Source organism: Thermoactinomyces daqus, from assembly GCF_000763315.1.
In the GTDB taxonomy this organism is placed as follows: domain Bacteria; phylum Bacillota; class Bacilli; order Thermoactinomycetales; family Thermoactinomycetaceae; genus Thermoactinomyces_A; species Thermoactinomyces_A daqus.
On the sequence record NZ_JPST01000022.1, the window covers coordinates 36,713 to 61,566 of the forward strand.

At 49.9% G+C, this 24,854-nt stretch carries 26 protein-coding genes; 17 read left to right on the top strand and 9 right to left on the bottom strand.

What is annotated here, in order from left to right; all coding sequences use genetic code 11:
• Position 1 precedes the first annotated feature (1 nt).
• Both JG50_RS0111270 and JG50_RS0111275 read left to right on the top strand, forming a co-directional pair.
• Positions 2-1,147: a sulfate/molybdate ABC transporter ATP-binding protein gene (locus tag JG50_RS0111270; RefSeq protein ID WP_081943880.1), complete on the top strand. Its 1,146-nt coding sequence runs from the start codon at positions 2-4 to the stop codon at positions 1,145-1,147.
• Positions 1,144-1,419 (top strand): hypothetical protein, encoded by a 276-nt coding sequence (locus tag JG50_RS0111275; RefSeq protein ID WP_033101223.1) that lies wholly within the window; start codon positions 1,144-1,146, stop codon positions 1,417-1,419. The genes JG50_RS0111270 and JG50_RS0111275 overlap by 4 nt, the downstream gene beginning before the upstream one ends.
• Before the next feature lie 281 nt (positions 1,420-1,700).
• Here JG50_RS0111275 and JG50_RS18875 read toward each other — a convergent pair whose 3' ends face one another.
• From JG50_RS18875 to JG50_RS0111290, 3 genes are all read right to left on the bottom strand, one after another.
• Complete coding sequence (locus tag JG50_RS18875; protein ID WP_152568557.1) at positions 1,701-2,132, bottom strand: hypothetical protein; 432 nt, start codon at positions 2,130-2,132, stop codon at positions 1,701-1,703.
• A 197-nt stretch (positions 2,133-2,329) separates the two neighbouring features.
• Positions 2,330-2,755, bottom strand: a complete 426-nt coding sequence (locus JG50_RS18880) for a hypothetical protein (RefSeq protein WP_152568558.1) — start codon at positions 2,753-2,755, stop codon at positions 2,330-2,332.
• Between the two features lie 85 nt (positions 2,756-2,840).
• The gene (locus JG50_RS0111290; protein ID WP_052154239.1) at positions 2,841-3,965 is read right to left on the bottom strand and encodes a hypothetical protein; all 1,125 of its coding nucleotides are present in this window, start codon (positions 3,963-3,965) and stop codon (positions 2,841-2,843) included.
• A 93-nt stretch (positions 3,966-4,058) separates the two neighbouring features.
• On the opposite strand from JG50_RS0111290, the gene JG50_RS19725 reads away from it, so the two are divergent.
• Positions 4,059-4,244, top strand: coding sequence for a hypothetical protein (locus tag JG50_RS19725; protein WP_152568559.1), 186 nt, complete (start codon positions 4,059-4,061; stop codon positions 4,242-4,244).
• Between the two features lie 51 nt (positions 4,245-4,295).
• On the top strand, positions 4,296-4,745 hold the full coding sequence (locus tag JG50_RS0111295; RefSeq protein ID WP_033101224.1) for an NADAR family protein: 450 nt from the start codon (positions 4,296-4,298) through the stop codon (positions 4,743-4,745).
• Positions 4,746-4,771: 26 nt separating this feature from the next.
• On the opposite strand, the gene JG50_RS0111300 is transcribed toward JG50_RS0111295, so the two are convergent.
• The 5 genes from JG50_RS0111300 to JG50_RS0111320 form a co-directional block, all read right to left on the bottom strand.
• On the bottom strand, positions 4,772-5,521 hold the full coding sequence (locus JG50_RS0111300) for an arylamine N-acetyltransferase family protein (RefSeq protein ID WP_033101225.1): 750 nt from the start codon (positions 5,519-5,521) through the stop codon (positions 4,772-4,774).
• Between the two features lie 86 nt (positions 5,522-5,607).
• Positions 5,608-6,504, bottom strand: a complete 897-nt coding sequence (locus JG50_RS0111305; protein ID WP_033101226.1) for a YitT family protein — start codon at positions 6,502-6,504, stop codon at positions 5,608-5,610.
• A gap of 143 nt (positions 6,505-6,647) precedes the next feature.
• Complete coding sequence (locus JG50_RS0111310) at positions 6,648-7,985, bottom strand: MFS transporter (RefSeq protein ID WP_033101227.1); 1,338 nt, start codon at positions 7,983-7,985, stop codon at positions 6,648-6,650.
• The gene (locus JG50_RS0111315) at positions 7,978-10,482 is read right to left on the bottom strand and encodes a PEP/pyruvate-binding domain-containing protein (RefSeq protein ID WP_033101228.1); all 2,505 of its coding nucleotides are present in this window, start codon (positions 10,480-10,482) and stop codon (positions 7,978-7,980) included. Before JG50_RS0111315 ends, JG50_RS0111310 begins: the two co-directional genes overlap by 8 nt.
• A gap of 45 nt (positions 10,483-10,527) precedes the next feature.
• On the bottom strand, positions 10,528-11,112 hold the full coding sequence (locus JG50_RS0111320) for a TetR/AcrR family transcriptional regulator (protein WP_033101229.1): 585 nt from the start codon (positions 11,110-11,112) through the stop codon (positions 10,528-10,530).
• Between the two features lie 416 nt (positions 11,113-11,528).
• On the opposite strand from JG50_RS0111320, the gene JG50_RS0111325 reads away from it, so the two are divergent.
• From JG50_RS0111325 to JG50_RS0111350, 6 genes are all read left to right on the top strand, one after another.
• A complete protein-coding gene (locus JG50_RS0111325; RefSeq protein WP_232331023.1) occupies positions 11,529-12,764 on the top strand; it encodes an ABC transporter substrate-binding protein in 1,236 nt (411 codons plus the stop codon).
• A gap of 62 nt (positions 12,765-12,826) precedes the next feature.
• Positions 12,827-13,780 (top strand): carbohydrate ABC transporter permease, encoded by a 954-nt coding sequence (locus JG50_RS0111330; RefSeq protein ID WP_220185014.1) that lies wholly within the window; start codon positions 12,827-12,829, stop codon positions 13,778-13,780.
• Positions 13,777-14,598 (top strand): carbohydrate ABC transporter permease, encoded by an 822-nt coding sequence (locus tag JG50_RS0111335; RefSeq protein ID WP_052154241.1) that lies wholly within the window; start codon positions 13,777-13,779, stop codon positions 14,596-14,598. The genes JG50_RS0111330 and JG50_RS0111335 overlap by 4 nt, the downstream gene beginning before the upstream one ends.
• Before the next feature lie 147 nt (positions 14,599-14,745).
• On the top strand, positions 14,746-16,815 hold the full coding sequence (locus JG50_RS0111340) for a BglG family transcription antiterminator (protein WP_033101231.1): 2,070 nt from the start codon (positions 14,746-14,748) through the stop codon (positions 16,813-16,815).
• Positions 16,812-17,075, top strand: coding sequence for a PTS sugar transporter subunit IIB (locus tag JG50_RS0111345; RefSeq protein ID WP_033101232.1), 264 nt, complete (start codon positions 16,812-16,814; stop codon positions 17,073-17,075). Before JG50_RS0111340 ends, JG50_RS0111345 begins: the two co-directional genes overlap by 4 nt.
• Before the next feature lie 41 nt (positions 17,076-17,116).
• A complete protein-coding gene (locus JG50_RS0111350; protein ID WP_033101269.1) occupies positions 17,117-18,379 on the top strand; it encodes a PTS ascorbate transporter subunit IIC in 1,263 nt (420 codons plus the stop codon).
• Positions 18,380-18,508: 129 nt separating this feature from the next.
• Here JG50_RS0111350 and JG50_RS0111355 read toward each other — a convergent pair whose 3' ends face one another.
• Positions 18,509-18,826: a MerR family transcriptional regulator gene (locus JG50_RS0111355; RefSeq protein ID WP_033101233.1), complete on the bottom strand. Its 318-nt coding sequence runs from the start codon at positions 18,824-18,826 to the stop codon at positions 18,509-18,511.
• Positions 18,827-19,102: 276 nt separating this feature from the next.
• Here JG50_RS0111355 and JG50_RS0111360 point away from each other — a divergent pair, with 276 nt between their 5' ends.
• The 7 genes from JG50_RS0111360 to JG50_RS0111390 all read left to right on the top strand — a co-directional run bounded on the left by JG50_RS0111360 (position 19,103) and on the right by JG50_RS0111390 (position 24,831).
• Positions 19,103-19,366 carry an HPr family phosphocarrier protein gene (locus JG50_RS0111360; protein ID WP_033101234.1) on the top strand — a complete coding sequence of 88 codons (264 nt, stop codon included), beginning with the start codon at positions 19,103-19,105 and terminating at the stop codon, positions 19,364-19,366.
• Positions 19,367-19,658: 292 nt separating this feature from the next.
• Complete coding sequence (locus JG50_RS0111365) at positions 19,659-20,474, top strand: ABC transporter ATP-binding protein (RefSeq protein WP_033101235.1); 816 nt, start codon at positions 19,659-19,661, stop codon at positions 20,472-20,474.
• A 177-nt stretch (positions 20,475-20,651) separates the two neighbouring features.
• Positions 20,652-21,581 (top strand): iron-hydroxamate ABC transporter substrate-binding protein, encoded by a 930-nt coding sequence (locus tag JG50_RS0111370; protein WP_033101236.1) that lies wholly within the window; start codon positions 20,652-20,654, stop codon positions 21,579-21,581.
• A gap of 21 nt (positions 21,582-21,602) precedes the next feature.
• On the top strand, positions 21,603-22,640 hold the full coding sequence (locus JG50_RS0111375) for a FecCD family ABC transporter permease (protein WP_052154242.1): 1,038 nt from the start codon (positions 21,603-21,605) through the stop codon (positions 22,638-22,640).
• Between the two features lie 2 nt (positions 22,641-22,642).
• Positions 22,643-23,650 (top strand): FecCD family ABC transporter permease, encoded by a 1,008-nt coding sequence (locus JG50_RS0111380; protein WP_033101271.1) that lies wholly within the window; start codon positions 22,643-22,645, stop codon positions 23,648-23,650.
• Between the two features lie 115 nt (positions 23,651-23,765).
• Positions 23,766-24,461, top strand: a complete 696-nt coding sequence (locus tag JG50_RS0111385; RefSeq protein ID WP_160173859.1) for an RNA polymerase sigma factor — start codon at positions 23,766-23,768, stop codon at positions 24,459-24,461.
• Positions 24,445-24,831, top strand: coding sequence for an anti-sigma factor (locus JG50_RS0111390; RefSeq protein WP_033101238.1), 387 nt, complete (start codon positions 24,445-24,447; stop codon positions 24,829-24,831). Before JG50_RS0111385 ends, JG50_RS0111390 begins: the two co-directional genes overlap by 17 nt.
• Positions 24,832-24,854 lie beyond the last annotated feature (23 nt).

The following is a 24,854-nucleotide window of genomic DNA, read 5'->3' on the forward strand; positions in this document are numbered from 1 at the left end:
AATGGGAATTGAGGTGCGCAATGTTTCTAAAGCATTCGGTTCCTTTCAGGCGGTTCAAAATGTCAGCCTGAAAATCCCGACAGGTCAACTGATGGCACTGCTCGGGCCATCCGGATCAGGCAAAACCACACTGCTCCGGTTGATTGCCGGCATGGAGAGGGCGGATCAGGGTCAGATTTTCTTTCACGGTGAAGATTATACCAACCGCAGGGTGCAGGAGCGGAAAGTGGGCTTTGTCTTTCAGCACTATGCGCTCTTTCAGCATATGAATATTTTTGAAAACATCGCTTTCGGATTGAAAGTGCGCCCTCGGAAAAAGAGACCATCCAAACAAGAGATATACGAACGGGTGACGGAATTGCTGCGCCTGGTGCAGTTGGAGGGATTGGCCAAACGTTATCCGGCCCAACTTTCCGGCGGACAGAGGCAACGGGTGGCCCTTGCCCGGGCATTGGCTGTTGAACCCAAAGTGCTGCTGTTGGATGAACCGTTCGGAGCGTTGGACGCCAAAGTGAGACAAGATCTTCGTCGTTGGCTGAGACAATTGCATGAGAAGTTGCAGATCACCACTGTCTTCGTCACCCACGACCAGGAGGAAGCGCTGGAGATGGCCGACCAGGTGGTTATCATGAATCGGGGACGGATCGAACAGGTCGGAACACCGGAAGAAGTTTACCGTTCGCCGGCCAATGCCTTTGTCTACACATTCCTCGGCAGAGTCAATCTGTTTCATGGCCGGATTCATCAAGGGAAAATCAAATTGGGTGAGCATGAGTTGGACGTGCCGGGAATTTCACATGCGGATGAAGTTCCCGCTGTGGGTTATGTCAGACCCCATGAAATCGGCATCAGCCGCGAGCAATCGGAAAAGACCAGCATTTCGGCCATTGTCCGTCATATCAACCCGGTCGGGCCGATTGTGCGCTTAAATTTGAAAAGAACCGATACCGGTGAATTGTTTGAGGTGGAAGTAAGTGACGAACGGTACCGGGAATTGGACATTCAAGTGGATGATACCCTTTACGTCAATTTGAAGAGCATGAAGATTTTCCTGGAAAACTCCAAAACCGAAGCTGTTGCGGAAGAATCGGACTTGGGCGAAGCGGCCGATTCCGGGCCGGTCTGGGATGAGCAGGTCGCGGAGTGAATGAAAGGGATGAGTGTTTTTCTGCGGTGACCTTTGCGGAAGGAAACAATGGACTGGAAAAAGAAATTATTTTTAAAGCATACATCGCAGTTGGAGGGGTGAAAATGGAGGACTGGTGGAAACAGAGCAATCAGGATCTGAAGCCGGAAAACCCAAAATCCAACTGGGTGACCGGAAAGGACGGAAAAGAAGATGCCATTCCCCGGCAATATCTCGGAGCGAAGCCAGATGCACAATTGGATCACAAACGAAAACATCCTTGGGAGAATTGAAGAAGATTGCAGGCCGTCTTCCTCAGACCTGTATGTGATCAGCTGAATCCGTCGGCATAAAAAATGCCCGCTGATCAGATGGGAAAGCTGCCGGCAAATCGGGGAGCGCTTTGAAAAAGCCGGCAGGAACCGAAACAGAAGGGGATGGGTGCTTTCTGCGGTAACTTTTGGCCGGGGGTTCCTGGAGCGGAAGAGAAGTATCAGCACCCGACATATTCCTGTTTTAGGAGTTAGCAAAGAAGCAGACCCGTTTGATGACGGGTCTTGCTTTTTTCTGCCGGTTATTTTTTCTTCTTGACCCCTTTTCTCGCCGGTTTTCGCAATCCCCGCGGAATGTCAAACTGCCAAAAAGTGCCGCCGAATCCGCCCGTTGCCGATCTTCTGGTAAAGGTGACTCTCTGCGTGGTGGGATCCACACTGATTTGGAAACTTAAGTTGCCGGACCCTCTGGTCACCCCCCGTGGGACATCGACCCAGGTTCCTCTTACGACGTTGCCGCTTCGGATTCCGCGAAACACATTCGTAAAGTTATCCCCATCTCCGGCATTTCCCAGTCCAGTCCACCAAATGGTGTTCCCGATTTGCCGGACATAATAACGGCCGCCATCATCACAATCGTACACACCCGTCGGATTGGAGATGGTCCCTTGTGCTGCTCTCACTTTTTTCTTGGGAATCAGTTTGTTTCCGGCAATCAAACTGCTTGTGGACATGGAATCACTCCCTTTTTTCAAAGTCAATTTATCGTATGAAAAAAGAGAATGATGGTTTGTACCAAACGACCATTTCTGTTTTTTGGCACAAATATGAACGAATAAATGAATAACTCTGCTGATTTCCTGGTGTGGAAGTCTTGCTTGAAAACGGAAAAGATGCCCGCAGTACACGGGCATCTTTCTGAGAAAGCCGTTTATCTTTTTCTTTTGACTCTTCTTCTTGCCGGTCGTCTTAATCCCTGCGGAATGTCAAATTGCCAGAAGGTTGCGCCGAATCCGCCCGTTGCAGATCTTCTGGTAAAGGTGACTCTCTGTGTAGTCGGATCCAAGCTGATTTGGAAACTTAAGGTACCAGACCCGGTGTTTGTTCCCCGCGGAACATCGACCCAGGTTCCGCTGACGACGTTTCCGGTTCGGGTTCCGCGAAAGACATTCGTAAAGTTATCTCCAGTTCCTCCGTTCCCCAGTCCAGCCCACCAAATGGTGTTCCCGATTTGCCGGACATAATAACGGCCGCCGTCATCAGAGGTGTAGACACCCGTCGGATTCGCAACCGTCCCTTGTGCCGCTCTCAATTTTCTCTTCGGAACAGCTTTGCTTTCTGCGGATAATTTTTTCAACATCTCATCACTCCTTTTGAAATTTACTCTCTATGATATGAAGAAAAGAGGATGATAGTTTGTGCCAAAAACCAATTCTATTTTTTTAGGCTCTCCGGATTGGTAGAGACGATGGAATGCCCCGATCTTTTACTTTCAGCACACGAATCTGCTCCAATTCCACGGGGTTGAGAGGTTGAACGTAGGCAAAGTTATGATTGGGAGGGGGGCTTGTTGCTTTCCCCAGGCCTGAAGGACGGGCGATTCTGATTTTTAAAGCCTGGACAGCCCAGTGAATTGGGTAATTGACGGACATGATTCCATCGTCCGTTCCGGCCAAAAGGACCGCGGCAGCAAAGTTGTCCCGATCCCGCAGCCAGACAGAACCGGAATCACCCGGAAGAGCGCTGGGTTTGCTCCCGGTAACAATCGTTTGGTTGCGGTAATAAAATGTGGTTTCCTCAGGCAGATAGTAGAGCACTTTGATATCGGTATGGATCGACTCAACGATTCCCCTGACCATCCCCGACGTTCTCCCTGTTTTTTTAAAGCGTTCCCCCACTTTATAACTGATCAGATGGCCCGGCAATGCCATTCGCTGACCTGATTCTCCCGAAAGGTATCTGGGGTCCAGGAGATCATTGCGATCCGGAATGGAGAGGGCAGCATCGATATAATTTACCCCGTTTCGATTGAAAGGAACATATAAAAATGCTCGTCCGATCCGATCCCTTCTGAGCTTCCCGCCATCGGAAGGTCCCGGCTGAATCGTTTCACTGAACTGATTGGTATTGTAGTGAGTGAGAACATGATTATTACTCAAAATATACAGTTGGGGGTATTTGGAAAACGCGGATACTATCACTCCGGCTGTCCCTGTCCCATTGGCATTGCCAATACTGGCTCCCCCGGGCACGGGACGAAGGCGGCTTTGCCAACTCGGGAGGGCGGATGATTTGCGAAATCGTGGATGATGTGTGGTGCAGCGTCCTCTTTGAATGATTCGCACAGGCACGGCGGAATTTTTTCTGATCGCTTTCATTATTGCTGATTGCAACGAAGAGTGAATGGAGGCGGATAAGTTTTTGCAGGTATATAGATTGAGACAAGCACCTTGGGAGGGAACCTTCGGATTGGCGTATCCTACTCCGATTCCTATTACTTCGGGCCGTTTCATGATCATGGGGGCAAGTCTGTTTTTGTGTATCAGTGCTTCATAAAAAGTAGCCATTTTCTCTCCCCTTTCGAGTGGTTTTACCATAATTTATGATTGCGTGATTCATAAGGTTTGAGATAACACCCCAGGGGAGAAGTCCGTCCCTTTTTGAGCGTAGTTGAACCGGAGGAGGATAAGTCATATTTGGACAGCAGAGCCGATGAATTCGGACGGATCGTCATTCACCGGACACGCCCTGGAAAACTGATTGAAGGGGGTGTTTTTTGGTTGACAGGCGATGGGAAAGAGGAGATGGAAGTGTATATCTATTTAAAAAATTATGTTATGATATAATTCTAGATTTTTATTGATTGGGAATATTTACGGGCAGGAAGGTGAACCTCGGTGACCATTTATTTTTATAGAGTGAATGAACCATATGGTTGTTTCTCCAATTTTTCGGCGCATGGTTTCATGCTGGACGGAAAATGGTGGCCCACCAGTGAACATTATTTTCAAGCGCAAAAGTTTGCGGGAACCCCCTATGAAGAGAAGATTCGCCTGATAAAAAGCCCGAAGGACGCTGCGACCATGGGCCGGGATCGCCGTCTGCCCCTGCGCCAAGATTGGGAATTGGTGAAAGATGAAGTGATGCGAAAAGCGGTGTTGCAAAAGTTTAAAAGCCATCATGACATTCGGGCGATTTTGCTCTCCACCGGCAACCGGGAGATTGTGGAAAATTCACCCGTTGATTATTATTGGGGTTGCGGAGCAGACGGAAGCGGCAAAAATATGCTCGGGCAGATTTTGATGGAAGTCAGGGAAGAGTTGCGCCGGGAAGGAAATCGATCATGATCCGGGTATGTGGTCAGATATGAGACTCATACCCGGATGCCGAAATAACGCAGGAGCTCTTCATCAAACTGTTGCCGGGACGAGATGGGAAACTTTTGTTGCTGTCCGTTCCGGGTGATCGTCAAAAAGTTGGAAGTGAGGGTGATTCGTCCGTCCCTGGTGGCAATGGTGCACATCGCTCTCTGTGTGAAATTGGAAGAGGGCGAAGTTTGATGGTATTCGCACATCTCGGTGAATGCGTCCAGCTCATACGACTGGGTCGTAAACCGGAACTGTGTGGACCAATCGCCATTCTCCTGTCTTTGCAGGAGATAGTGATCCCGGATTTGGTCGGGAATGATGCGGTACCGGCCGCTGATGTCTTCCACTTCCTCACCAGTGAGCGGGAGCGGAAGCCGGCAGCTGTTCCCGAAGCCGACATCGACTAAATAGGGCTGATCCAGATGAACCAGCAGAGTCAAATGATCGAATTCCCGGCCATAAGAACCGTCCGGATTCCGCACGCGCGCAGAGATCCGTGAGGTGACAAATCCGCACTCCCGCAGCAGCCAGTCAAACAAGCCGTTCAGTTCATAGCAAAAACCGCCGCGACGTTGTTCCACGATCTTTTTGTAAAAAGCGGGCAAAGATATGCGAATGGGTCGGTTCAGCGGGATGTCCAGGTTTTCAAAGGGAACGTGTAGCAGATGATTCTCCTGAAGAAGCGACAGGAATGCCCGGTCAGGATGTTTTACGGCTTTGATCCCGATCCGTTCGAGATAAGCGGATCGTTTCATGGGAAATCAACTCCTTGGAGATCAGAGAATGTCCGGCATGCAAATGGATGCAGAGCCCCCGGGAAGAAGAGGCGATGGCGGTAACCTCAGTGAATATCCCGTTTCTTGAAGCGACCGCCCTGGATGTCGTGGATATTGCCGATCGCCAGGAATGCCTGGGGATCAATTTCTTCCACAATCGATTTCAGTTTCGCCTCTTCCAGACGGGAGATCACACAGAAGATCACTTTTTTCGCATCGCCTGTATAGGCTCCCTCGCCGCTCAAATAAGTGACCCCCCTCCCCAGCCGGTATAAAATCACTTTTCCCAGCTCTTCCGGATAGTCGCTGATAATCCAGACCGATTTGGTTTCATTAAAGCCTTCAATGGTAATGTCAATCGTTTTGAAGGCGATAAAATAAGCCATCAAGGAGTACATCGCCCGGTCCCACCCGAAGACGAATCCGGCGCTCCCGAGAATGAACAGGTTGAAGAACATCACTGTTTGGCCGACAGACAGTGGAATTCGCTTGTTGAATAAAATAGCCAGAATTTCCGTCCCGTCCAAAGAGCCGCCATAGCGGATCACCATGCCCACACCGGCTCCGAGGATGATTCCTCCGAATACCGCGGCCAGCAACGGATCTTTGGTCAGTCCGGGAACGGGATGAAGCAGGTTGGTTCCGACTGACATTGCGACGACACCGATTAACGTGGAAATGGCAAACGTTTTTCCGATTTGTTTATAGCCGAGAAAGAAAAACGGAAGATTGAGAGTGAAGAGCAAAACACCCAAATTAAGTCCGGTGAGGTGTGACAGAATAATCGAGATGCCGGTAATCCCGCCGTCAATGACGTGGTTGGGCACCAGAAAAATTTCCAATCCGACAGAGACAAGAGCAGCGCCTGCCAAAATCAAGATAATCCGCTTTACCATGTTGGCAAAGGGCAGTTTTTTATGCTCTTTTTTTGCAGGTTCCAATTGTTTGGCTACAGCTTCCATCTTTTGCTCCTTTCCGTGAAAGTTTGTTTTTTTCAATTATCGCGTGTGGTGGGGCGAAGCAGCGTTTTCTGCCTTGTTGATGATTGACGAAAGTCAGGCAACCTGCTTCACCCTTTCTTAAGTGTAATTCAGGGAAATTCCCGTTATTTTGCCTCCAGCCGGGTTGCCGGTTTGGATTCCCATTCCAACTTGATGCCTCTGGAAATGAAAATCCCTGCTGCCGATACTGCCAGCAAAATGACGAACAATGATGCTTGGCCCACCAACAGACTGACCAGAGTCGATGATATCATACTGCCAAAATAACGGAACGTGGAAAAAATGCCTGAGGCCGTCCCCGACAATTCTTTGCTCACCGATTGCAGAGATGCCGTCTGCATGGCGGAGTTGCCGAGTCCGCCGGCCAATCCCCCCGCGATCAAGGCGAAGAGGAGATAAGGGATTGACGTTGATAGATGAAGGAACCAATAAAGCGCGCTGGCAAACACGGAGATTGCAAAGGTCAGTGCGATCATCTTGCGGTTCCCCCACCGGGCTGTCAGCTGTCCGCCGATCCATCCCGCGGCAGACATGGAAATGGAGAAAACAAACATGACCAGTCCCACCTTCTGGGTTGAGAGGTGGTAGTGGGATTCCAGAATGAGGGGCATGGCCAATAAAGTGGCGTACATCACAAAATTGCTGAGCAAAATGGAAAGATTGGCACTGGTGAACGTGCTGTCTTTAAACAGTGAAAACTGAATCAAAGGATAGGGGGCATGCAGCTCCCGATATACGAATAAAGCGGCGAAGATGGCGAACAGAACCCCCAGCACGATATAGCCCGGAACCGTTTGCGGATGAGTCAGCAAAATCAACATGGCAAAACTGACGGCCAGATAAAGGGAACCGGGCCAGTCGAGTTCTGCTTTTTTGCGCACCTCGCTTTTCGGCAGAACGAACCATGTGGTGGCGATGGCGAAGATGAGAAAAGGCACATTGACCCAGAAAATCGACTTCCACCCCCACAAGCTGATCAGGGTGGAACCCAGCAACGGTCCGATCGCCGCCCCCAGCCCCATGCCCATTCCAAACAGCCCGAACACTTTGGCCATGCGCTCTTTGGATACGGCATGGCGAATGATGGCGCTGGCATTTGGAGTGGCCAGTGCGCCACCGATTGCCTGAATCGATCGGAAAGCGATCAGCCAGGGCAGGTTGAACGAAAAGGCACAGGCGATGGAACCGAAGAACAACAGGGCGAGTCCCCACATGTAGATGCGGCGGTTACCGTAGAGATCACCCAGCTTCCCGGCGATCGGCTGGGTCACGGCCATAACGATCAGGTAAATGGTGACCACCCAGGAGATGGAGGTTAAACTCTCATGAAAAAAGGCGGAGATGGCCGACAAACCGACGGCGATCATGGTGGAATTGATGGGGACCAAAATCGTCCCCACCAACAACGATACAATTAAAAGGAGTTCCTTGCCCTTAGTCATGGATCGTCACCGTCCCGCTGCTTCCGTCAACGGTGACCGTATCGCCGTCTTTCAGCTTTGAGGTCGCGTTCCGGGTACCGACGACAGCAGGCAGGTTGTATTCACGGGCAATGATTCCCGAATGGGAGAGGATGCCCCCTGCATCGGTGACAACAGCCGCCGCCACCGTAAAGAGGATGGTCCATGTCGGCGTTGTCGTTTTGCAGACAAGGATTTCCCCTTTTTTCAGTCTGCCAAACTCTGCTTCACTGCGGATCACCCTCACCTTGCCGGTAAAAGTGCCCGGAGATGCGGCAAACCCTTTGAGTTCCCGGTCTTCATCTTTTTCTTCCACATTGCGCAAACCATGGACTTGGGCAATTTGCGGATTGGACAACAATTCAGGCGAAGGTTTGCCGAAATGGGTCGGAATGATCCGATTTTGGTTCCTTGCAAATTCCGCTTTGCGCTCTGCAATCAATCCGGAAGAATCCTGCGGTTTTTCCATTAATTTCAGCAATTCATCATAGTAGAGGAAGAAAATATCTTCTTTTTCGTTTATCACTCCGTGCCTGGTGAGGGTATTGCCCACGTTCAGCAGGAACAGGCGTGATTTGGCGGAGAGCATGGCATCGATGTAAAAGTGGTGGTCATCGCGGATCGTCGCCGCGTCCAGCGCCCATTGGTAGACCTCCATAAACCGGCTTTTCAGCTCGCTCTCCGGCAAAGAGTCGAGAAATGCTTCGTATTTTTGAGTGCGTGACTTCACGATCCGGGCATGCTCATCTGCAAAATGATATCCGTTTTGCAAATAGGTTTGAATACGGCTCAGTGGGAGTGACAGGTCTTCAATCCAGGTTTTCCCCAGGAATTCATGGGTATTGTCTTTGCGGTATCCGTATGTTTCCAGCATCCGTTGCAGTTCGCGCAAAAAGCGTTGGCCGGCATCGCTTCTGGCGAGTCGTTCCGTAACCCGGTCTGCTGTCTCTTCCTGCAAAGCTACCAACACTTCTGGATCCTGTTTTGCCTGCTCTGCCAGTTTCCAAAGCTCCCGGTCGGTTTCCAGCGATTTGTTCATGACACCAACCAGTAATTCTTGAAGGAAAATGGGATCCTTTTTCCCGGTCAATTGTTGATAAAGGTTCTCCAACATCCTGTTTACAGCTGAGGGTGGTGCGACCACTTCAAAGTGCACTTCCCAGGCTTTTTGGTAAAAGCGGAACAGATCGGCCACTTTTTCCCGTGCTTCATCCAGTTCCAGCTCTCTGTGGCTGTCCTGATCCAATTGACGGTAAATCGGCATCAGTACCTGATTGACCCGGTCAGCCAGATACTGTTTGACATTGGGGAGCAACGGACGGACGATTTCCTGATGTTGAGCCAAACGTTCTTTTATGTTGCCGCGGAACGGTTCAATCGACATGTAGATGTGACTCAGATGCGATTTGATGCGGCTTTTGCCGACCGGAAACTTAAACTTGCTAAAGCCGGCATGAAATCCGTGGACAAAGGCGGGAACCATGAAAGAAGTGAAAAGCGGGCTTTTTGGGCCATCAAAGTGGGTTTCATCATAAAACCAGAACTGATCTTTTTTGTCCTCTTCGTTCAGCAGAATCGACCATTGGAAATCGGAGATGGCCGTGGTGATCGGCCGGGCCTGGAGCAGGTAAATCTTGCCCTGTTCGATGCCAAATTCCAAATCGACCGGGTGCTGATAAATTTCTTCCACCCTCCGGGCGATGTCAGCCAGTGACCGTACTTGGGCATCGGTCAGGCAAAACTGCTGCCGTTCCGTTTCCGTTGTCTCCACCGTCCGGGTTCCTGAGGGGCCGGCGAGAATTTTCACTTCTTTCAACCCCGGCTCTTTTTTCAGGTTGCCGCTTTTTTTATCGATCACGAACTGATCGGGGGTCGCCATTCCGGACACGATCGCCTCACCCAGACCGTAGCTGGCGTTGATCACCACTTCATGCGGATTCTTGCTGATGGGATTGGCTGTGAAGATGACACCGGAGACATCAGAATACACCAGACCCTGTACCACGACGCCCATCGCCAGATCGGAGAGGGAGATGTTCATTTTCTTCAGATAGGAAAGAACCTGTTCTGAAAACATGGATGCCCAGCAATGCCGCAATTTGTTCAGTAGGTCTTCAAATGCCGTTACATTGAGAAAGGTTTCGTACTGTCCGGCAAATGAGGCATCTTCCAGATCCTCTGCCGCGGAAGAGGAACGCACGGCCACTGCGGCAAACGATTTCCGCAAATGCTCAAACCGGGCTTTGATCTCCTCTTTTACTTCATCGGGAATCACGGCTGTCGTCAGCTTCTCTGACAGACCCTGCGCATCATCCAGGCTGATTCGGTTGGCGGCGAGCGTACGCGAAAGTGCCTCTGCAGTGACCACGAAACCATCGGGAACCGGCAACTGGTGGTTTGCCAGGATGGACAGGTTTTTCGCTTTTGCCCCTGTTGCGCCCTCATATTGGAGTGCAGTTTCAAACGGGATGGTGAACATCAACACATCTCCCCTTTTTTCTCTCTGTGGTTTACGTTCAGGTCCCTAAGCTTTCAGGCCACGGGCGAAAATGCGCACGGCCTGCAAGATGAACTCACTTTCATCCAGTTGGCTGAGTAGATCATTGATTCCCAAAACAGCGTTCAAATTCATATAGAGAAACCCGACCGCGGGCACTTCCGGGTTGACGTCGATCATTTGTCCGCGCGCTTGCATTTCCCGGAAATATTCAACGAGATGATTTTTCAGGCTAACGGGGTTTTTATACATCACTTTTTCCTTGAGATGGGGAAAATGTTTGCTTTCTTTGTACAAGACGGTAAATGCCTTTTTGTTTTGCCTGATGAGTGACTGGTACAGTTGTGCGATCAGAAGAAGATCGGCTTCGAGATTCCAGGAGATCTGTTTCTCCACCGTTTGCCAAAGGGGCACGATAATGGAAAAGCGCTCAACGGCCGCCTCCAAGAGGTTCATTTTGGAGCCGAAATGACGGAACAATGTCATTTCACTGACATTTGCTGCCTTGGCAATTTCTTTGGTGGTGACCGCTTGATAGTCTTTTTCCGCCATCAGCTCAATGGCCGCTGTCAGGATTTTCTCTTCCGTCGTCGTCATCGGTGTTTGTAACATCCTCCTTGACAAAGCCTGGATGTTAGTGAGCACTAACTAACAAATTAATTATATAACTTTATTTAACTTTATGTCAATATTTAGTTAATAAATGATTGATTTTTTGTGAATAACACATAAGAGTATTGATGAGTTGCGATCGGAGAACGCACGACCCGATATGGGGGGGAGACCGGGAAAAATGATTTCATCCGGTTACACATTAAAAATGAAGAACAGGACAAAATATTTTAATCTGAAATATTAGTCTATTCAAACGGTCTTTTCATTGCTATACTACAAATAGCAGATGGTTTCTTAATTTTATTTAGTTTCAGTATGTTAATACAACTCTGGATCCAGAGGGGGGCTTGGGCTTGAAATTAAATGGTCGCGCCTTGTTCTCTTGTCTGATGGCAGGCATGTTGCTCGTTCTCATGACGGGATGCAGTTCCGATTCGGCTTCTTCGGGATCCAATGCCGCCAATAAAAATCAGGTGGAAATCTTCAGTTGGTGGACAGGAGCCGGTGAAGAAGACGGTTTGAAGGCACTGATCGCCCTTTTCAAAAAGAAGAATCCCGAAATTGAGGTCATTAATGCCGCGGTCGCCGGCGGGGCGGGAACCAATGCCAAAACCGTGCTGGCGACGCGGATGCAGGGAAACGACCCGCCAGATACTTTCCAGGTTCACGGCGGTGCTGAGCTGAACGACAGCTGGGTGGCAGCGGACAAAATGGAACCGCTTAACGATTTTTATGCAGAGCAAGGTTGGAAGGACAAATTCCCCAAGGCGTTGATTGATCTGGTGAGCAAAGACGGAAAGATTTATTCGGTTCCGGTCGATATTCACCGGGGAAATGTCCTCTGGTACAACAAGAAGATCTTTGACCAATACGGTCTGAAACCGCCGGCGACGTTTGATGAGTTCTTCAAGGTGGCGGATACGCTGAAATCCAAGGGAGTGACTCCGCTTTCTCTCGGGGATAAGGAACCGTGGACAGCAACGCAGCTTTTTGAAAATATTCTGCTGGGGAAACTGGGGCCTGACGATTACGACAAGTTGTGGAAAGGGCAGGTATCTTTTGATGACCCGCGTGTAAAAGATTCCCTCGTTACCTTTAAAAAGATGCTTTCGTATACCAATCAGGATCATGCGGCCAGAAACTGGCAGGATGCCACGCAATTGGTGGGCAAAGGCGAAGCAGCGATGAATGTGATGGGGGATTGGGCCAAAGGCTACCTGACGAATGACCTGAAATTGAAGCCAAACCAGGATTTCGCCTGGGCTCCGTTCCCGGGTACGGATAAAACGTTCGTCGTTATAACGGACACGTTTGGATTGCCCAAAGGGATCAAACATCCCGAGGCGACAAGGAAATTTTTGGCCGTGCTGGGTTCGGTTGAAGGGCAGGATGCCTTTAATCCGCTGAAAGGATCGATTCCCGCCCGGCTGGATGCGGACCCGGGCAAGTATGATGTCTACGGAAAACAAACAATGCAGGATTTTCGCTCGTCCACTCTGGTTCCGAGTCTCGCCCACGGTTCGGCCGCTCCGGAAGGCTTTGTGACGCAGTTTAACCAAATCATCAATACATTTGTCACCCAAGGGAATGTCGATCAGGCGATCCAGATGATGAAACAAGATGCAACGGCAAATCTGGCGACAAAATAACAAGATCGTTTCAGGTGGCAGTTGGTTCTGCCGCCTGATCTTTTTCAAAGGAGGCGATCGCTTTGGCCGAAGCACAAACGGTTTCGACAGTGAAGAAAGGGCGGCACAGGGAGAAATGGATTTCCTTTTTGTTTGTGCTCCCTTCGCTGATCGCGATTTTTGTCTTTGTCTATGGATTTATCGCGTGGACCGGTTATATTTCCCTTACGAAATGGAATACGTTCCTCAAGGATCTCAGTTTTGCCGGCTTAGCCAATTACCGCTTTCTGTTTGCCGATTTTCGCTTTCAGTCTGATCTGCGGAATACGGTTGTGTTTACCCTTCTGTTTATGGCCGTCTGCATTTGCCTGGGCCTGTTTTTGGCGGTATTGCTTGATCGCAAGCGAAAAGGGGAAACCCTGTTTCGCAATATCTTTCTGTTTCCGATGGCCTTGTCTTTTATCGTGACAGGGGTTGTATGGCAATGGATTTTCAACCCCAGCACCGGCATCAACCTGATTTTGAAACAGTTGGGCGTCGATGATCCGCCGCTTTGGTACGTGCAGACAAAAGTGATCCCCGATCTGCATCTCGGCCAGCTTCACGTCGGTCTGCCCCTGGCGCTGATCGCAGTCATTATTGCGGCGGCCTGGCAATTGTCCGGGTTTACCATGGCGATGTTTTTATCTGGATTGCGCTCGATTTCTGATGAACTGAAAGAGGCTGCGCGAGTGGACGGAGCAACGGAATGGCAGGTTTTCCGCTATATCCTGTTACCGGCTTTAAAACCAATCACTTTCAGTGCCATCATTATTCTGGGGCACATATCCCTGAAAATTTTCGATCTGGTTTATGCCATGACGGGACCTGGTGCCGCCTTTGTCACTGACATGCCCGGGCTATATATGGTGGAGACGACATTCAAAGGAAGTCATTATGCGCAAGGAGCGGCGATCGCCGTAATCATGCTGGTTCTCGTTTCCCTTCTGATTATTCCCTATCTGGTTCTTACCTTTCGGAAGGAGGAGAGCTTGTGATCCGAAACCGCATCGCCCCATTTTTCAGCAACGGTATTCTCATTTTGCTCTCAGTCTTTTTTCTGCTGCCTGTCTATGTGATGGTGACGACCAGTCTCAAGCCGGTCAGTGAAGCGACGCTGGCTCAGATGTGGGAACTGCCCTCGAGAATCGACCTGACCAGTTACGGGATCGCGTTTGAAAAATTGGAGCCCCATTTGCTCAACACGCTTTACCTGGTCATTCCGGCCACGATCTTGTCGGCACTGCTCGGATCGCTCAACGGATATATCCTGTCCAAATGGCAGTTTACCGGTTCCAACACGCTGTTTGCGCTCATCTTGTTCGGAATGTTTATTCCTTATCAAAGCATTTTGATCCCCTTGATCCAATTTTTGCAGAAAATCCAGCTTTACAATACCATTCCGGGATTGATCCTTGTCCATGTCGTATACGGCATCCCCATCACGACGCTTATTTTTCGCAATTTCTATGCCAATATCCCAAGGGAGGTGGTCGAAGCGGCCCAACTTGACGGAAACGGCATTTGGGGCATTTACCGGCGGATCATTCTCCCGTTGTCCATTTCCGGATTCGTGGTTGTCGGCATCTGGCAATTTACGCAGATTTGGAACGAATTCCTGTTTGCGATCACCATCACCAACACTTCACAGCAGCCGATCATGGTGGCGTTGCAAAATCTTTCCGGAAGCCAGATCGTCCAGTGGAATATCCAGATGGCCGGGGCGCTGATGGCCGCGCTCCCGACGCTGCTCGTTTATATTTTTCTCGGCAAATACTTTATCCGCGGTTTGTTGGCCGGATCGCTCAAAGGGTAAAGAAAAGACACCGCTTGCTTCAGTCTGCGGTGTCTTTTTTTGTCGATCATCCCACATTTGTACAAAGCGATTTACAATATTTGTGATGGAAACGGTTACAAAAACGAAAATTCTCTGTTTATACTAAAGGAAAGAAGGGGATGGGTCATGCTACTGGATGAACGCTGCCTGAAACTGCTTCAGGAGATCGTGACGAGACCGGACAGTTCATGGAATCAATTGCAACAGAATCTTCGTCTGTCGCGCAGACAACTCGCTTATGCTCTGGACAAGATCAATGCCTGGCTGACCTGTGAAAAGCTGCCGGAAATCGAATACCGACGCCGGGAGGGATTCGTGTTTCCACCGGTGTTGAAGGAAAAAGTGCAAAGCATGCTTTCACCGGTTCAGAGAGAAGAGTATGTTTGGTCAAGCAGGGAGAGAGCCCGGTTGATCCTGTTGTCGCTTCTCACCACCAAGGAAACTTGGTCGCTGATTCATGCCAGCAGTTTTCTGCAAGTGAGCCGCAACACGGCTTTGTCCGATATCAAAGAAGCAAAACGGATCGCCGCTCAGGCGGGTGTCGATCTGATCTATTCAAGGATGGAGGGCTACCTTCTGACCGGACCGGAGTGGCAGCAGCGCAAACTGATGCGATGGCTGGTTTTACATGCATTGGAGCAAAAAAATGGAGAAGTTTTGCTGACAAAAGTGTTGGAGCAAGACCGGGAAGTTCCGTATTCCGGTGTGCGATCCTGTTTGGAGAGAGTGGAACGCGATCTGCAAGTTCGCTATACGGATGAGCATTTGCTGCAACTCACCTATGTGCTTCAGTTTTTGGGGAAGCGGCTGGAACGGAAATGCCTGATCTGCTGGGATGAGGCGGAATGGGAGGAAATTGCCCGGACTGAAGAATACCGGGTGAGCCGGCATCTTCTCGGTGAATTGGCACCGGACGGGCTGTCGGAAGAAGCCTTCCGAACCGAACAAGCCTATATCGCCCTCCAATTGCTCGTGACCAATGTTTTTTCCCAAAAGGAAAAACCGATGCAAGAGATCGCCGCAGCCATGGTCGGGGAATTTGAACGTATCGCATGTATCAGTCTGGCCGAGAAAGATCACCTGGCTTCGCTGATCGCGATGCATCTGTATTCGGCTTATTACCGGATCAAATACGATCTCGAAATGCAAAATCCCCTGCTTGATGTGATTTTGCGCGAAAACGAAGCATTGCACTATTTGGTGAAAAAATGCGTGATTCCTTTTCAAAACCGGGTGGGCAAGCCCGTTCCCGAAGGAGAAATGGCTTATTTTACCATGCATTTTGGCGGATGGCTGAGGCGACAGGGGCTTGAACTGACCAGCAGGCCCAAAGCGGTGGTGGTGTGTCCCAACGGTATTGCTATTTCCAATTTGCTGACGCATGTGCTGCGTGAACTCTTTCCGGATATTCTGTTTCTCGATGTCCTGACTGTAAGGCAGTTTTTTTCCGGACGAATCAAGTGTGACATCGTTTTTTCCACCGTCTATTTGCGAACTGATTGCAAGTTGTTTATTGTGAAACCGATTTTGAGCTGGGAAGAGAAGGCCCGGTTGCGTAGCGAAGTATCGAGAGAAATTTATGGCTTTCCTGCAAACCGGGAGCAATTGGTTAAGGTTATGGATGTGATAGAGCAGTATGCCGATATCCATGACCGGGCCGGTTTGTCCAAAGCGTTGGCCTCGCTTTTTGCGCCAAACCATTTCACTCCTCCATTTAAAAAGGAGAGTAAGAAACCGATGTTGAACGAGTTAATCACAGAACAGACCATTCAGTTGCGCACGCGGGCAGCTGATTGGAAAGAGGCGATCCGCCTGGCGGCTAAGCCTCTCATCGACAGCGGTTCGATTGAAGAGCGTTATGTGACAGCCATGATTGAGTCGATTAACCAGTTGGGGCCGTATGTGGTGCTTGCGCCCAAAGTGGCGATTCCGCACGCTCGTCCCGAACATGGGGTAAACCAGTTGTCGATGAGTTTTTTGCGGTTGAGAGAAGCGGTTCTTTTTCCGCAAAATAAAGCCGTTCATTTGATCTTTGTGCTGGCCGCTGCCGACAATGAATCGCATTTGCTGGCACTGGCCCAGCTGTCGGAGCTGCTGGCAAAAGAAGAGGAAATTGAACGCCTCATTCAGGCGGAGACGACGGAAGAAGTGATGAATATGATCAATCATTACTCAAAAGGGGATATGCAAAGATGAGAATCTTGGTCGTATGCGGTAATGGACTTGGCAGCAGCTTTATTATGGAATTAAACGTGAAGAAGGCGTTGGGTGAACTGGGTAAGGAGGCGGAGGTGGAGCACACCGATTTGGCGACCGCCCGCACCGAAAAGGCGGATATCTATCTTGGGGCGCAGGACATCATCTCCCAGTTGGACGACGGCACGCGCACGATTGTGGCGTTGGAAAATGTGATGAATCTCGAGGAGATCAAAGAGAAGCTCGCCTCGCACCTATGAGTAGAGCTGTCCGATCCAAATAAAGGAAGTTGGGGATGAAAATGAAGTTTTTGCAAGTGATCGTTGATATCCTGGGAACCCCTTCAATTCTGGTAGGGATTTTTGCTCTGATCGGCCTGCTCCTGCAGAAGAAAGGGCTGGCGCAAATCATTTCGGGAACGCTGAAGACCGTTCTCGGGTTTATTCTGATCGGTGCCGGTGCCAATGTGATTATCGGCTCCCTCGATGTTTTTGGAAAGATGCTGAACCGCGGATTTTCCATCTCGGGCGTGATTCCCAACAACGAGGCGATTGTGGCTGTGGCGCAAAGCACATTCGGCACCTCCACCGCTTTGATCATGGTGTTCGGGATGGTGGTCAACCTCATTCTCGCCCGTTTTACGCGCTTGAAATTCGTATTCCTGACCGGGCATCACACCTTGTTCATGGCCTGCTTGCTTGCCGTCATTTTATCCACCGGGGGCTTGCACGGAGCTTTACTGGTCACCGTCGGGTCCGTGATCCTGGGGATTTTGATGGTGGTTTCCCCGGCGATCCTTCATCCTTATGTGCGGAAAATTACGGGCACGGATGATTTTGCAATCGGCCATTTCGGTTCTTTTGGCTATTTTGTCGCCGGTCTGGTGGGGCAACTGACGGGTAACAAAGAGAAGTCCACCGAATCGATCAAAGTGCCCAAACAGCTCAGCTTTTTGCGGGATACCTCTGTTGCCGTATCCTTGACGATGACGGTTTTGTTTCTGATTGTCGCCCTCTTTGCCGGGCCTGCTTATATTCAAAAAGAGCTTTCCGGAGGACAAAATTATCTCGTCTATTCCATTATTCAGGCGATTACGTTTGCCGCTGGTGTTTATGTGGTTCTGGCCGGGGTGCGGATGCTCATCGCGGAGATTGTCCCGGCGTTCAAGGGGATTGCCGACAAACTGGTGCCGGATGCCAAGCCTGCCCTTGATTGTCCGACGGTGTTCCCGTTTGCGCCCAATGCGGTGATCATCGGATTTTTATCCAGCTTTGTGGCCGGACTGATCAGCATGTTCCTCTTGCCGCTGGTTGGACTGAAAGTGATCGTGCCGGGGTTGGTGCCCCATTTCTTTACCGGAGCGACTGCCGGTGTGTTCGGCAATGCGACGGGCGGACGCCGCGGGGCGATTTTCGGCGCCTTTGCCAATGGTCTCATTATCAGCTTCTTGCCTGCCCTGCTGCTTCCGGCTCTCGGGGAACTCGGCTTTCAGGGAACCACATTTGGCGATGCCGATTTCGGCGTGGTCGGTCTCATCCTCAGCCAGATCATGAAACTGTTCTGAATCAAAGAAAAAGGAGCCCCCAGGCGCAGATGGCCCTGGGGGATTTTCTATTCAAACGGAAAGCGGACGAAGGGATTGCTTGAGGCATCCCTGCCGCTGCGGGAATGTTCGGGCCTATGAAGCAGGCCTTCACTTGGAGTAATTGTAGTTTTTCATGCCAAAGGCGGCATTTAGCTGTCCCTCGATCATTTTGTGCCGGAGTTTGGGATCTTTTAACTTTTTTTCTTCCATTTTTCTGATCTCATGAGATTGCCAGCCGTCTTCCATTTTATTTGCGATATCCATTAATTTTTCGACGTCGGAAAAGGAGTATTTACGTGTGCCGCCTTTGGTTCTCTCCGGAAAAATCAGCTGTCGTTCCTCATAGTAACGGATTTGCCGGATGGATAACCCGGTTAATTCACTGACGGTTCCGATATTGATCACTTTTCGGTCTTTTAATGACACGGTATCCGCCCCCTTTATGTCATGATTTTAGCAGCTTTTTTGACATTTTTCTAAATGGTTGTCAGATTATCTTACGTAAAATTTGAGGGAGTCGGGAGAAATCTTGTCATAAAATGTCGCGTAATTGTGGCGGATGCAGGTGGAAGTATGAAATACTTGGAAGGGGGGCTCGAAGGGCCATGGGCAGCGATGGGATCAACTTGCCCGCCTTGTTGCTGACGGTTTTTACGCGTCTCCTTTTTCATTTTGCGAATCTTTTTAAAGGGGATGACTTACATGAAAGAACTTCGCTTCCAGTGCAAAATTCCATCCCGCATTCCGTTGGAAAAAATGATTCAATTTGTGCAGAAGATTGATCAATTTGACAGTGTCATTTTAATCCAATCACAGCATACCACGATCAACGGAAGAAGTTTGCTCGGCATGTGCATATTGGCCACCGGTTTGGTCAACAGTCAGGTGACCTTGCTCATTTCCGGACCGGATGCTCAAATGGTGTTTGAACAGATGAAGGATCTCCTGTTTGAAAAAGCTGGATAATTCGGGAAAAAACAGAGGATGTAGAGGCGTTGCTCGATATTTGGTGCTTTTTAAGGGGACTCGGATCAGCCTTGCATTTCTTTTTCCCGAGCTTGCAATACCGTACAGGTGCAGTGGGAATGTGAATAACTTTTTCTCAGTAATTGACATAACCCCCTGTTTTAAATAAAATACAGATGAAATTGAGAATCGCTATCAATTCAGTGCTGACGAAGGAAATGGCCCGGATATGAACACAGAGTGGGCCGCTGTCTCTTCGATTGTTCGGGAAAGAGAAACGGGAGGCTAACCGATGTCCAGGCTTTATACCGAGAATTTAAGCATAGCCTATGGCGATGTTGAGATCGTCAAAACGTTAAACCTGAACATCCCTGATCAGAAAATTACCGCGATCATCGGACCGAATGGTTGCGGGAAATCAACCCTGCTGAAGGCGATGGCCCGAATCCTTTCTCCGCGGTCGGGTGCTGTATTTCTGGATGGAAAAGAAATGATGAAGCAATCGACAAAGAAGATTGCGCAAAAAATGGCCATCTTGCCTCAGACCCTTGTTGCACCGGAGGGAATTACGGTTGCGGAATTGGTTTCCTATGGCAGGTTTCCGTATCAAAAGGGGATGGGGAGGCTGAAGGATACAGACCGGGAGGTAATTGATTGGGCACTTCAGGTCACGGGTATTGCCGACTTCAGGGACAGGCAAGTCGATGCCCTTTCGGGAGGGCAGAGGCAAAGAGTTTGGATCGCTGTGGCGTTGGCTCAGGAAACGGAGATTATACTCCTTGATGAACCAACAACCTATCTTGATTTGTCACATCAGCTGGAGATCCTGGAGTTGCTGAAATATTTGAATGAAAAAGAAAAACGCACCATTGTGATGGTGATCCATGATCTGAATCAGGCAGCCCGTTTCGCTGATCATCTCGTGGCCATGAAAAAGGGTCGGATCATAAAGGAAGGGACTGCGCAAGAGGTGATGACTTCGGAGGTTATCAGGAGTGTCTTTAACATTGATGTTGAGATCGGACTGGACCCGAGAACTAAAAAGCCGATGTGCCTTACTTATGATTTGATCAAGAGGTTTCATTCAAAGGAAGAAATGATGATCTGAGGATTTTTCAAAATGGATTTGTTGGCCGGGGCGTGTGTCCTTTCTGACCTCCCCGCGTCTTCCGGATTTTCAGCCCTGGGTTGTGTTGGCAGCTCACGGGCAGTTTGTGGAATCATGCATCATTTTTTATATGCTGTTGAGAATGATTTTTATTATCTTTTGTGAGGGATGAGCAGGATGTGGATTTATAAAAAACATATTTTATTCAGTTTGCTTGTTATTCTGTTGGGGTTGTTGACGGCGTGTTCCGGTGGAGCAGGCCAGACGAACCAAGCCGATTCAGATATGAAAATTTACCATTCGGATACGGGAGATGTAAAAGTGCCTGCCCATCCGAAGAGAATAGCCGTGTTGGCCGCATCCTACACCGGGAATCTGCTGAAGCTGGGAATCACCCCGATCGCGGTAAACGAATGGCCCAAGAAAAACAAATTTTATGAGGGCAAATTGGATCGCGTGGAAGTGATCGGCAATGATTCGTTGGAAAAGCTGCTGGCTCTGAATCCCGATTTGATCATTGCCTATTCTAACGATAAAAACCTCAAGAAATACGCCGAAATTGCCCCGACTGTCGCCTTTACCTATGAGAAACACAACTATCTCGAACAACATATTGAAATCGGAAAGTTGGTCGGCAAAGAAAAGGAAGCACGTGCGTGGGTGAAAGAGTGGCAAGAAAAAGCCGAAGCGGCGAAGAAAAAGGTTCATGAAGCCATCGGGGACGATGCAACGGTTACCGTGTTGGAGAGCTATGGAAAAGATGTTTACGTATATGGAAACAACTGGGCCCGCGGGACAGAGGTAATCTATCAGGCTCTGGGTCTCAAAGCTCCCAAAAAGGTGGAGCAGGATGTTTTTGGGACGGGATATAAAGCCATCTCAGCAGAGGTGCTTCCGCAGTACGCCGGAGATTACCTGTTTGTGGGAACAGGATACGGAGCAGCGGACAATTCATTTATGGAGACAGAGGTTTGGAAAAGGATTCCGGCTGTGCAAAAGAACCATGTCATTACCTTTGACTCAAACTCTTTCAATTTTAATGACCCGATTACGCTTGAAAACGAACTTGATTTTATCGTAAATGCACTGACAAAAGAGAAAAGATAGGAATTAAAAGGACTAATTCGAATGATGATGACCAAAAACAAACAGGCAACAGGTAATCGGGTTTACTCCCGACCGGCCATTGGAACATCCGTGTTGGCTTTTGGCTTGATTATTCTGGTCGGGGGGATGGTGCTCGCGATCTCAGTGGGAGCCGCCCATCTGGATTTTCTTACGGTATGGAGATCGATCTTACACTACGAACCTGCTAGGGAAGCGGATCAGATTATTGTCGGCATCCGGTTGCCAAGGGAGTTGGGAGCAGCCATTGTCGGGGCTGCCTTTGCGGTCAGCGGAGCCATCATGCAGGGAATGACGAGAAATTCCCTCGCAGATCCCGGTTTGCTTGGTTTGAACGCCGGTGCAAGCATGGCGCTCGCCTGTGCATTTGCGTTCTATTTCACGTCTGACTATTTGTCTATCATGATTGTTTCTTTTATCGGTGCCGGAATCGGAGCGGGGTTGGTATTTGGTCTGGGATCTTTACGGCCGGGAGGGATGTCTCCGATCCGCCTCACTCTGGCCGGTGCGGCGGTGTCGGCCTTATTGACCGCTTTGGCGGAAGGCATTGCCCTGTATTACAAACTGTCCCAAAACCTTGCTTTCTGGACGTCCGGAGGAGTTTCCGGGACAAACTGGCTTCAATTAAAACTTGTTTTTCCGGCCATTGTTGTCGGCATGGTGATGGCTGTCATGCTTTCCAAAGGATTGACCGTCCTCAGCTTCGGGGAAGAAATGGCCAAAGGGTTGGGGCAGCGTACTGTATGGACAAAGGCAGTCCTGACGGTTGCTGTGCTGATTCTGGCCGGTGCCGCGGTTTCGCTGGCTGGTCCCGTTTCTTTTGTCGGATTGATCGCTCCGCATATCGTCCGTTATCTGGTTGGAACTGATTATCGCTGGATTATCCCGTGTTCAGCCGTGTTTGGGAGTATCTTCATGGTGCTGGCCGACACAGCGGCGAGAATGGTCAATGCTCCGTACGAGACACCGGTAGGCGCCATCGTATCCATCATCGGCGTTCCTTTCTTCCTTTATCTCGCACGAAAGGGAGGAAGAACATGAACATGATCCGTTTCGACCCGCTTAAGAAGGTTCGCTTTACCCTGATCGCCGCATTGGTTTTGCTTCTGGCATTGATTGTGATCAGCATGGCCACCGGATATGTCTCTTTGTCCCCTGCCCAATTGGTGCGAACGATTTTCGGGCAGGGAACGGCCAGGGAAAATTTGATTTTGTATGATTTCCGGCTTCCGAGAATCATTATAACCGTGTTGGCCGGGATGGGGCTGGCTGTTTCCGGCTCGATTCTGCAAAGCATTACCCGAAACCCTCTTTCCGATCCGGGTATTTTGGGAATCAATGCAGGTTCAGGGCTCATGGTTGTTTTTTATGTCGTGTTTTTTACAGCGGAAGCGAACCGCTCTTTATTCGCACTCCCCCTGTTTGCGTTGACAGGAGGGATATTAACGGCTGGTTTCATATATATTATGGCTTATAAAAGAGGGGAGGGGGTTGACCCGAATCGGCTCGTTTTAACGGGTGTCGGAATCGCGGCGGCTCTGTACGGGGCTGTTTTGATCCTGACCACCCGTTTGCAACGGGAGCAATATGATTTCTTTGCCAACTGGATGGCAGGGAGAATTTGGGGGGATGATTGGATCTTTGTTCTTGCTTTGCTTCCCTGGATTCTTTTGCTCGTCCCGTTGGCTTTGGCAAAGTCGAATTTACTCAACATCTTGAATTTGCATGAGCATCTCTCTGTCGGTTTGGGCGTTCGGGTGGAAAGAGACAGACGGCTCCTTATTCTGATCGCGGTCGCCCTTTCTTCGGCTTCTGTATCCGTAAGCGGGGGTATTCCGTTCATTGGGCTTATGGCTCCGCATATCGCCAGGGCCTTGGTCGGACCGCGACATCAACGCTTTCTTCCGCTTGCGGCGATGATCGGGGCCATTTTGCTCCTTGCCGCGGACACCATCGGCAGGGTTATCCTGGACCCGAGCGGGATTCCGGCCGGAATCGTCGTAACCATCATCGGCGCCCCCTACTTTATGTACTTAATGGCCAAAAAGTAGTATCACCATCGTTGTTTTTGCCCCGGTAACCCGGGGCTTTTTCTTTGTAAATGTGCGGATGATCGGATCGCGGGCACATTTCTCTTCCGATGTTGCTCAGGTGATCAGTCCCGGGTTGGTTCTGGATATCGTTTTGACGGGAAAAATTTTTTGGATTGATCGAACCAAAAGCCGGTTTGCCCCGACTCACTATATGAATGAACGGGGAGGTGGTGGGGATGGGTTTTCCGGGAAACGCGTAGGAGAAAATGCGGACACACTGGCAGAGCAGTGGCTAAAGGCGATGGCGATGGGAGACCAGAGGGCGTTTGCGGCACTGTATCAGGAGTTTGCCCCGCGCCTCTACGGTTATCTGCGGGTACAGATAAATCATGATGCCGACATTCAGGATTTGATGCAGGATATTTTTGTGGCCATCTGGAAAAGTTCCGCCCGCTATAACGGAGAGGCGAAAGTGGCGGCATGGATTTTTGCGATTGCCCGGCATAAGCTGCTTGATTGGCTGCGGTCCCGTCGCCGGTATTCGCAATTGGAAAGTCTGGAGGAGATCGGCGAATTCCGAAGCGGTTCAGAACCGGATATTGCGGATCAGGTGGTGACCGAACTCTCCGTCGCTGACGCCCTTGCAGCCTTGCCACCGCACCATGCCGAGCTTTTTTACCTCGTCTTTGTCGAAGGAATGAGTTATAAAGAAATTAGTGTATTGCTGGGTATTCCAGAAGGGACAGTAAAAAGCCGGATGCATCAGGCGAAGGGCCGGATGCGGCAACAATTGCGCAAAGGAGGGACTGATGATGAGCGAACTGTGTAAAACCGTGCAGGAATTGCTGCCCTGGTTATTGACTGAGACGCTGTCGAGCGCCGAAATCGTGTCCACCCTCAACCATGTTAAAGAATGTGATGCATGCAAGCGGGAACTTGCCTTTCTCGTTGCCGTAAAAAACAGCGCTGTTTCCGTGTGGGGCTCACAGCCTGATCCTGCGTTTCGTGATCAGCTTTGGGCGCGCATCCAGGCAGCCCAGTTTCAAGCACCGCGGCGGCGTACCGGTTGGATCAGGAATATCCCGGCTGCGCTCAGTCAGGCAGTTTCTCCCTTTCTCCTCGGACGGGATGCAGTCCGGTTTGCCTTCAGGTCGCTGTCGGCTGGCTTTACGAAGATTTTTGCAGCGCTCATTCCGTGACGCTGAGCTTCTGTTTCATCATT

Excerpts from the sequence above, each read along its gene's own strand:
- JG50_RS0111270 (WP_081943880.1), top strand. The coding sequence starts at position 2 with ATGGGAATTGAGGTGCGCAATGTTTCTAAAGCATTCGGTTCCTTTCAG.
- JG50_RS18875 (WP_152568557.1), bottom strand. The coding sequence starts at position 2,132 with ATGTCCACAAGCAGTTTGATTGCCGGAAACAAACTGATTCCCAAGAAA.
- JG50_RS0111290 (WP_052154239.1), bottom strand. The coding sequence starts at position 3,965 with ATGGCTACTTTTTATGAAGCACTGATACACAAAAACAGACTTGCCCCC.
- JG50_RS0111300 (WP_033101225.1), bottom strand. The coding sequence starts at position 5,521 with ATGAAACGATCCGCTTATCTCGAACGGATCGGGATCAAAGCCGTAAAA.
- JG50_RS0111305 (WP_033101226.1), bottom strand. The coding sequence starts at position 6,504 with ATGGAAGCTGTAGCCAAACAATTGGAACCTGCAAAAAAAGAGCATAAA.
- JG50_RS0111310 (WP_033101227.1), bottom strand. The coding sequence starts at position 7,985 with ATGACTAAGGGCAAGGAACTCCTTTTAATTGTATCGTTGTTGGTGGGG.
- JG50_RS0111315 (WP_033101228.1), bottom strand. The coding sequence starts at position 10,482 with ATGTTCACCATCCCGTTTGAAACTGCACTCCAATATGAGGGCGCAACA.
- JG50_RS0111320 (WP_033101229.1), bottom strand. The coding sequence starts at position 11,112 with ATGTTACAAACACCGATGACGACGACGGAAGAGAAAATCCTGACAGCG.
- JG50_RS0111325 (WP_232331023.1), top strand. The coding sequence starts at position 11,529 with ATGACGGGATGCAGTTCCGATTCGGCTTCTTCGGGATCCAATGCCGCC.
- JG50_RS0111340 (WP_033101231.1), top strand. The coding sequence starts at position 14,746 with ATGCTACTGGATGAACGCTGCCTGAAACTGCTTCAGGAGATCGTGACG.
- JG50_RS0111345 (WP_033101232.1), top strand. The coding sequence starts at position 16,812 with ATGAGAATCTTGGTCGTATGCGGTAATGGACTTGGCAGCAGCTTTATT.
- JG50_RS0111350 (WP_033101269.1), top strand. The coding sequence starts at position 17,117 with ATGAAGTTTTTGCAAGTGATCGTTGATATCCTGGGAACCCCTTCAATT.
- JG50_RS0111360 (WP_033101234.1), top strand. The coding sequence starts at position 19,103 with ATGAAAGAACTTCGCTTCCAGTGCAAAATTCCATCCCGCATTCCGTTG.
- JG50_RS0111365 (WP_033101235.1), top strand. The coding sequence starts at position 19,659 with ATGTCCAGGCTTTATACCGAGAATTTAAGCATAGCCTATGGCGATGTT.
- JG50_RS0111370 (WP_033101236.1), top strand. The coding sequence starts at position 20,652 with ATGTGGATTTATAAAAAACATATTTTATTCAGTTTGCTTGTTATTCTG.
- JG50_RS0111375 (WP_052154242.1), top strand. The coding sequence starts at position 21,603 with ATGATGATGACCAAAAACAAACAGGCAACAGGTAATCGGGTTTACTCC.
- JG50_RS0111380 (WP_033101271.1), top strand. The coding sequence starts at position 22,643 with ATGATCCGTTTCGACCCGCTTAAGAAGGTTCGCTTTACCCTGATCGCC.
- JG50_RS0111390 (WP_033101238.1), top strand. The coding sequence starts at position 24,445 with ATGAGCGAACTGTGTAAAACCGTGCAGGAATTGCTGCCCTGGTTATTG.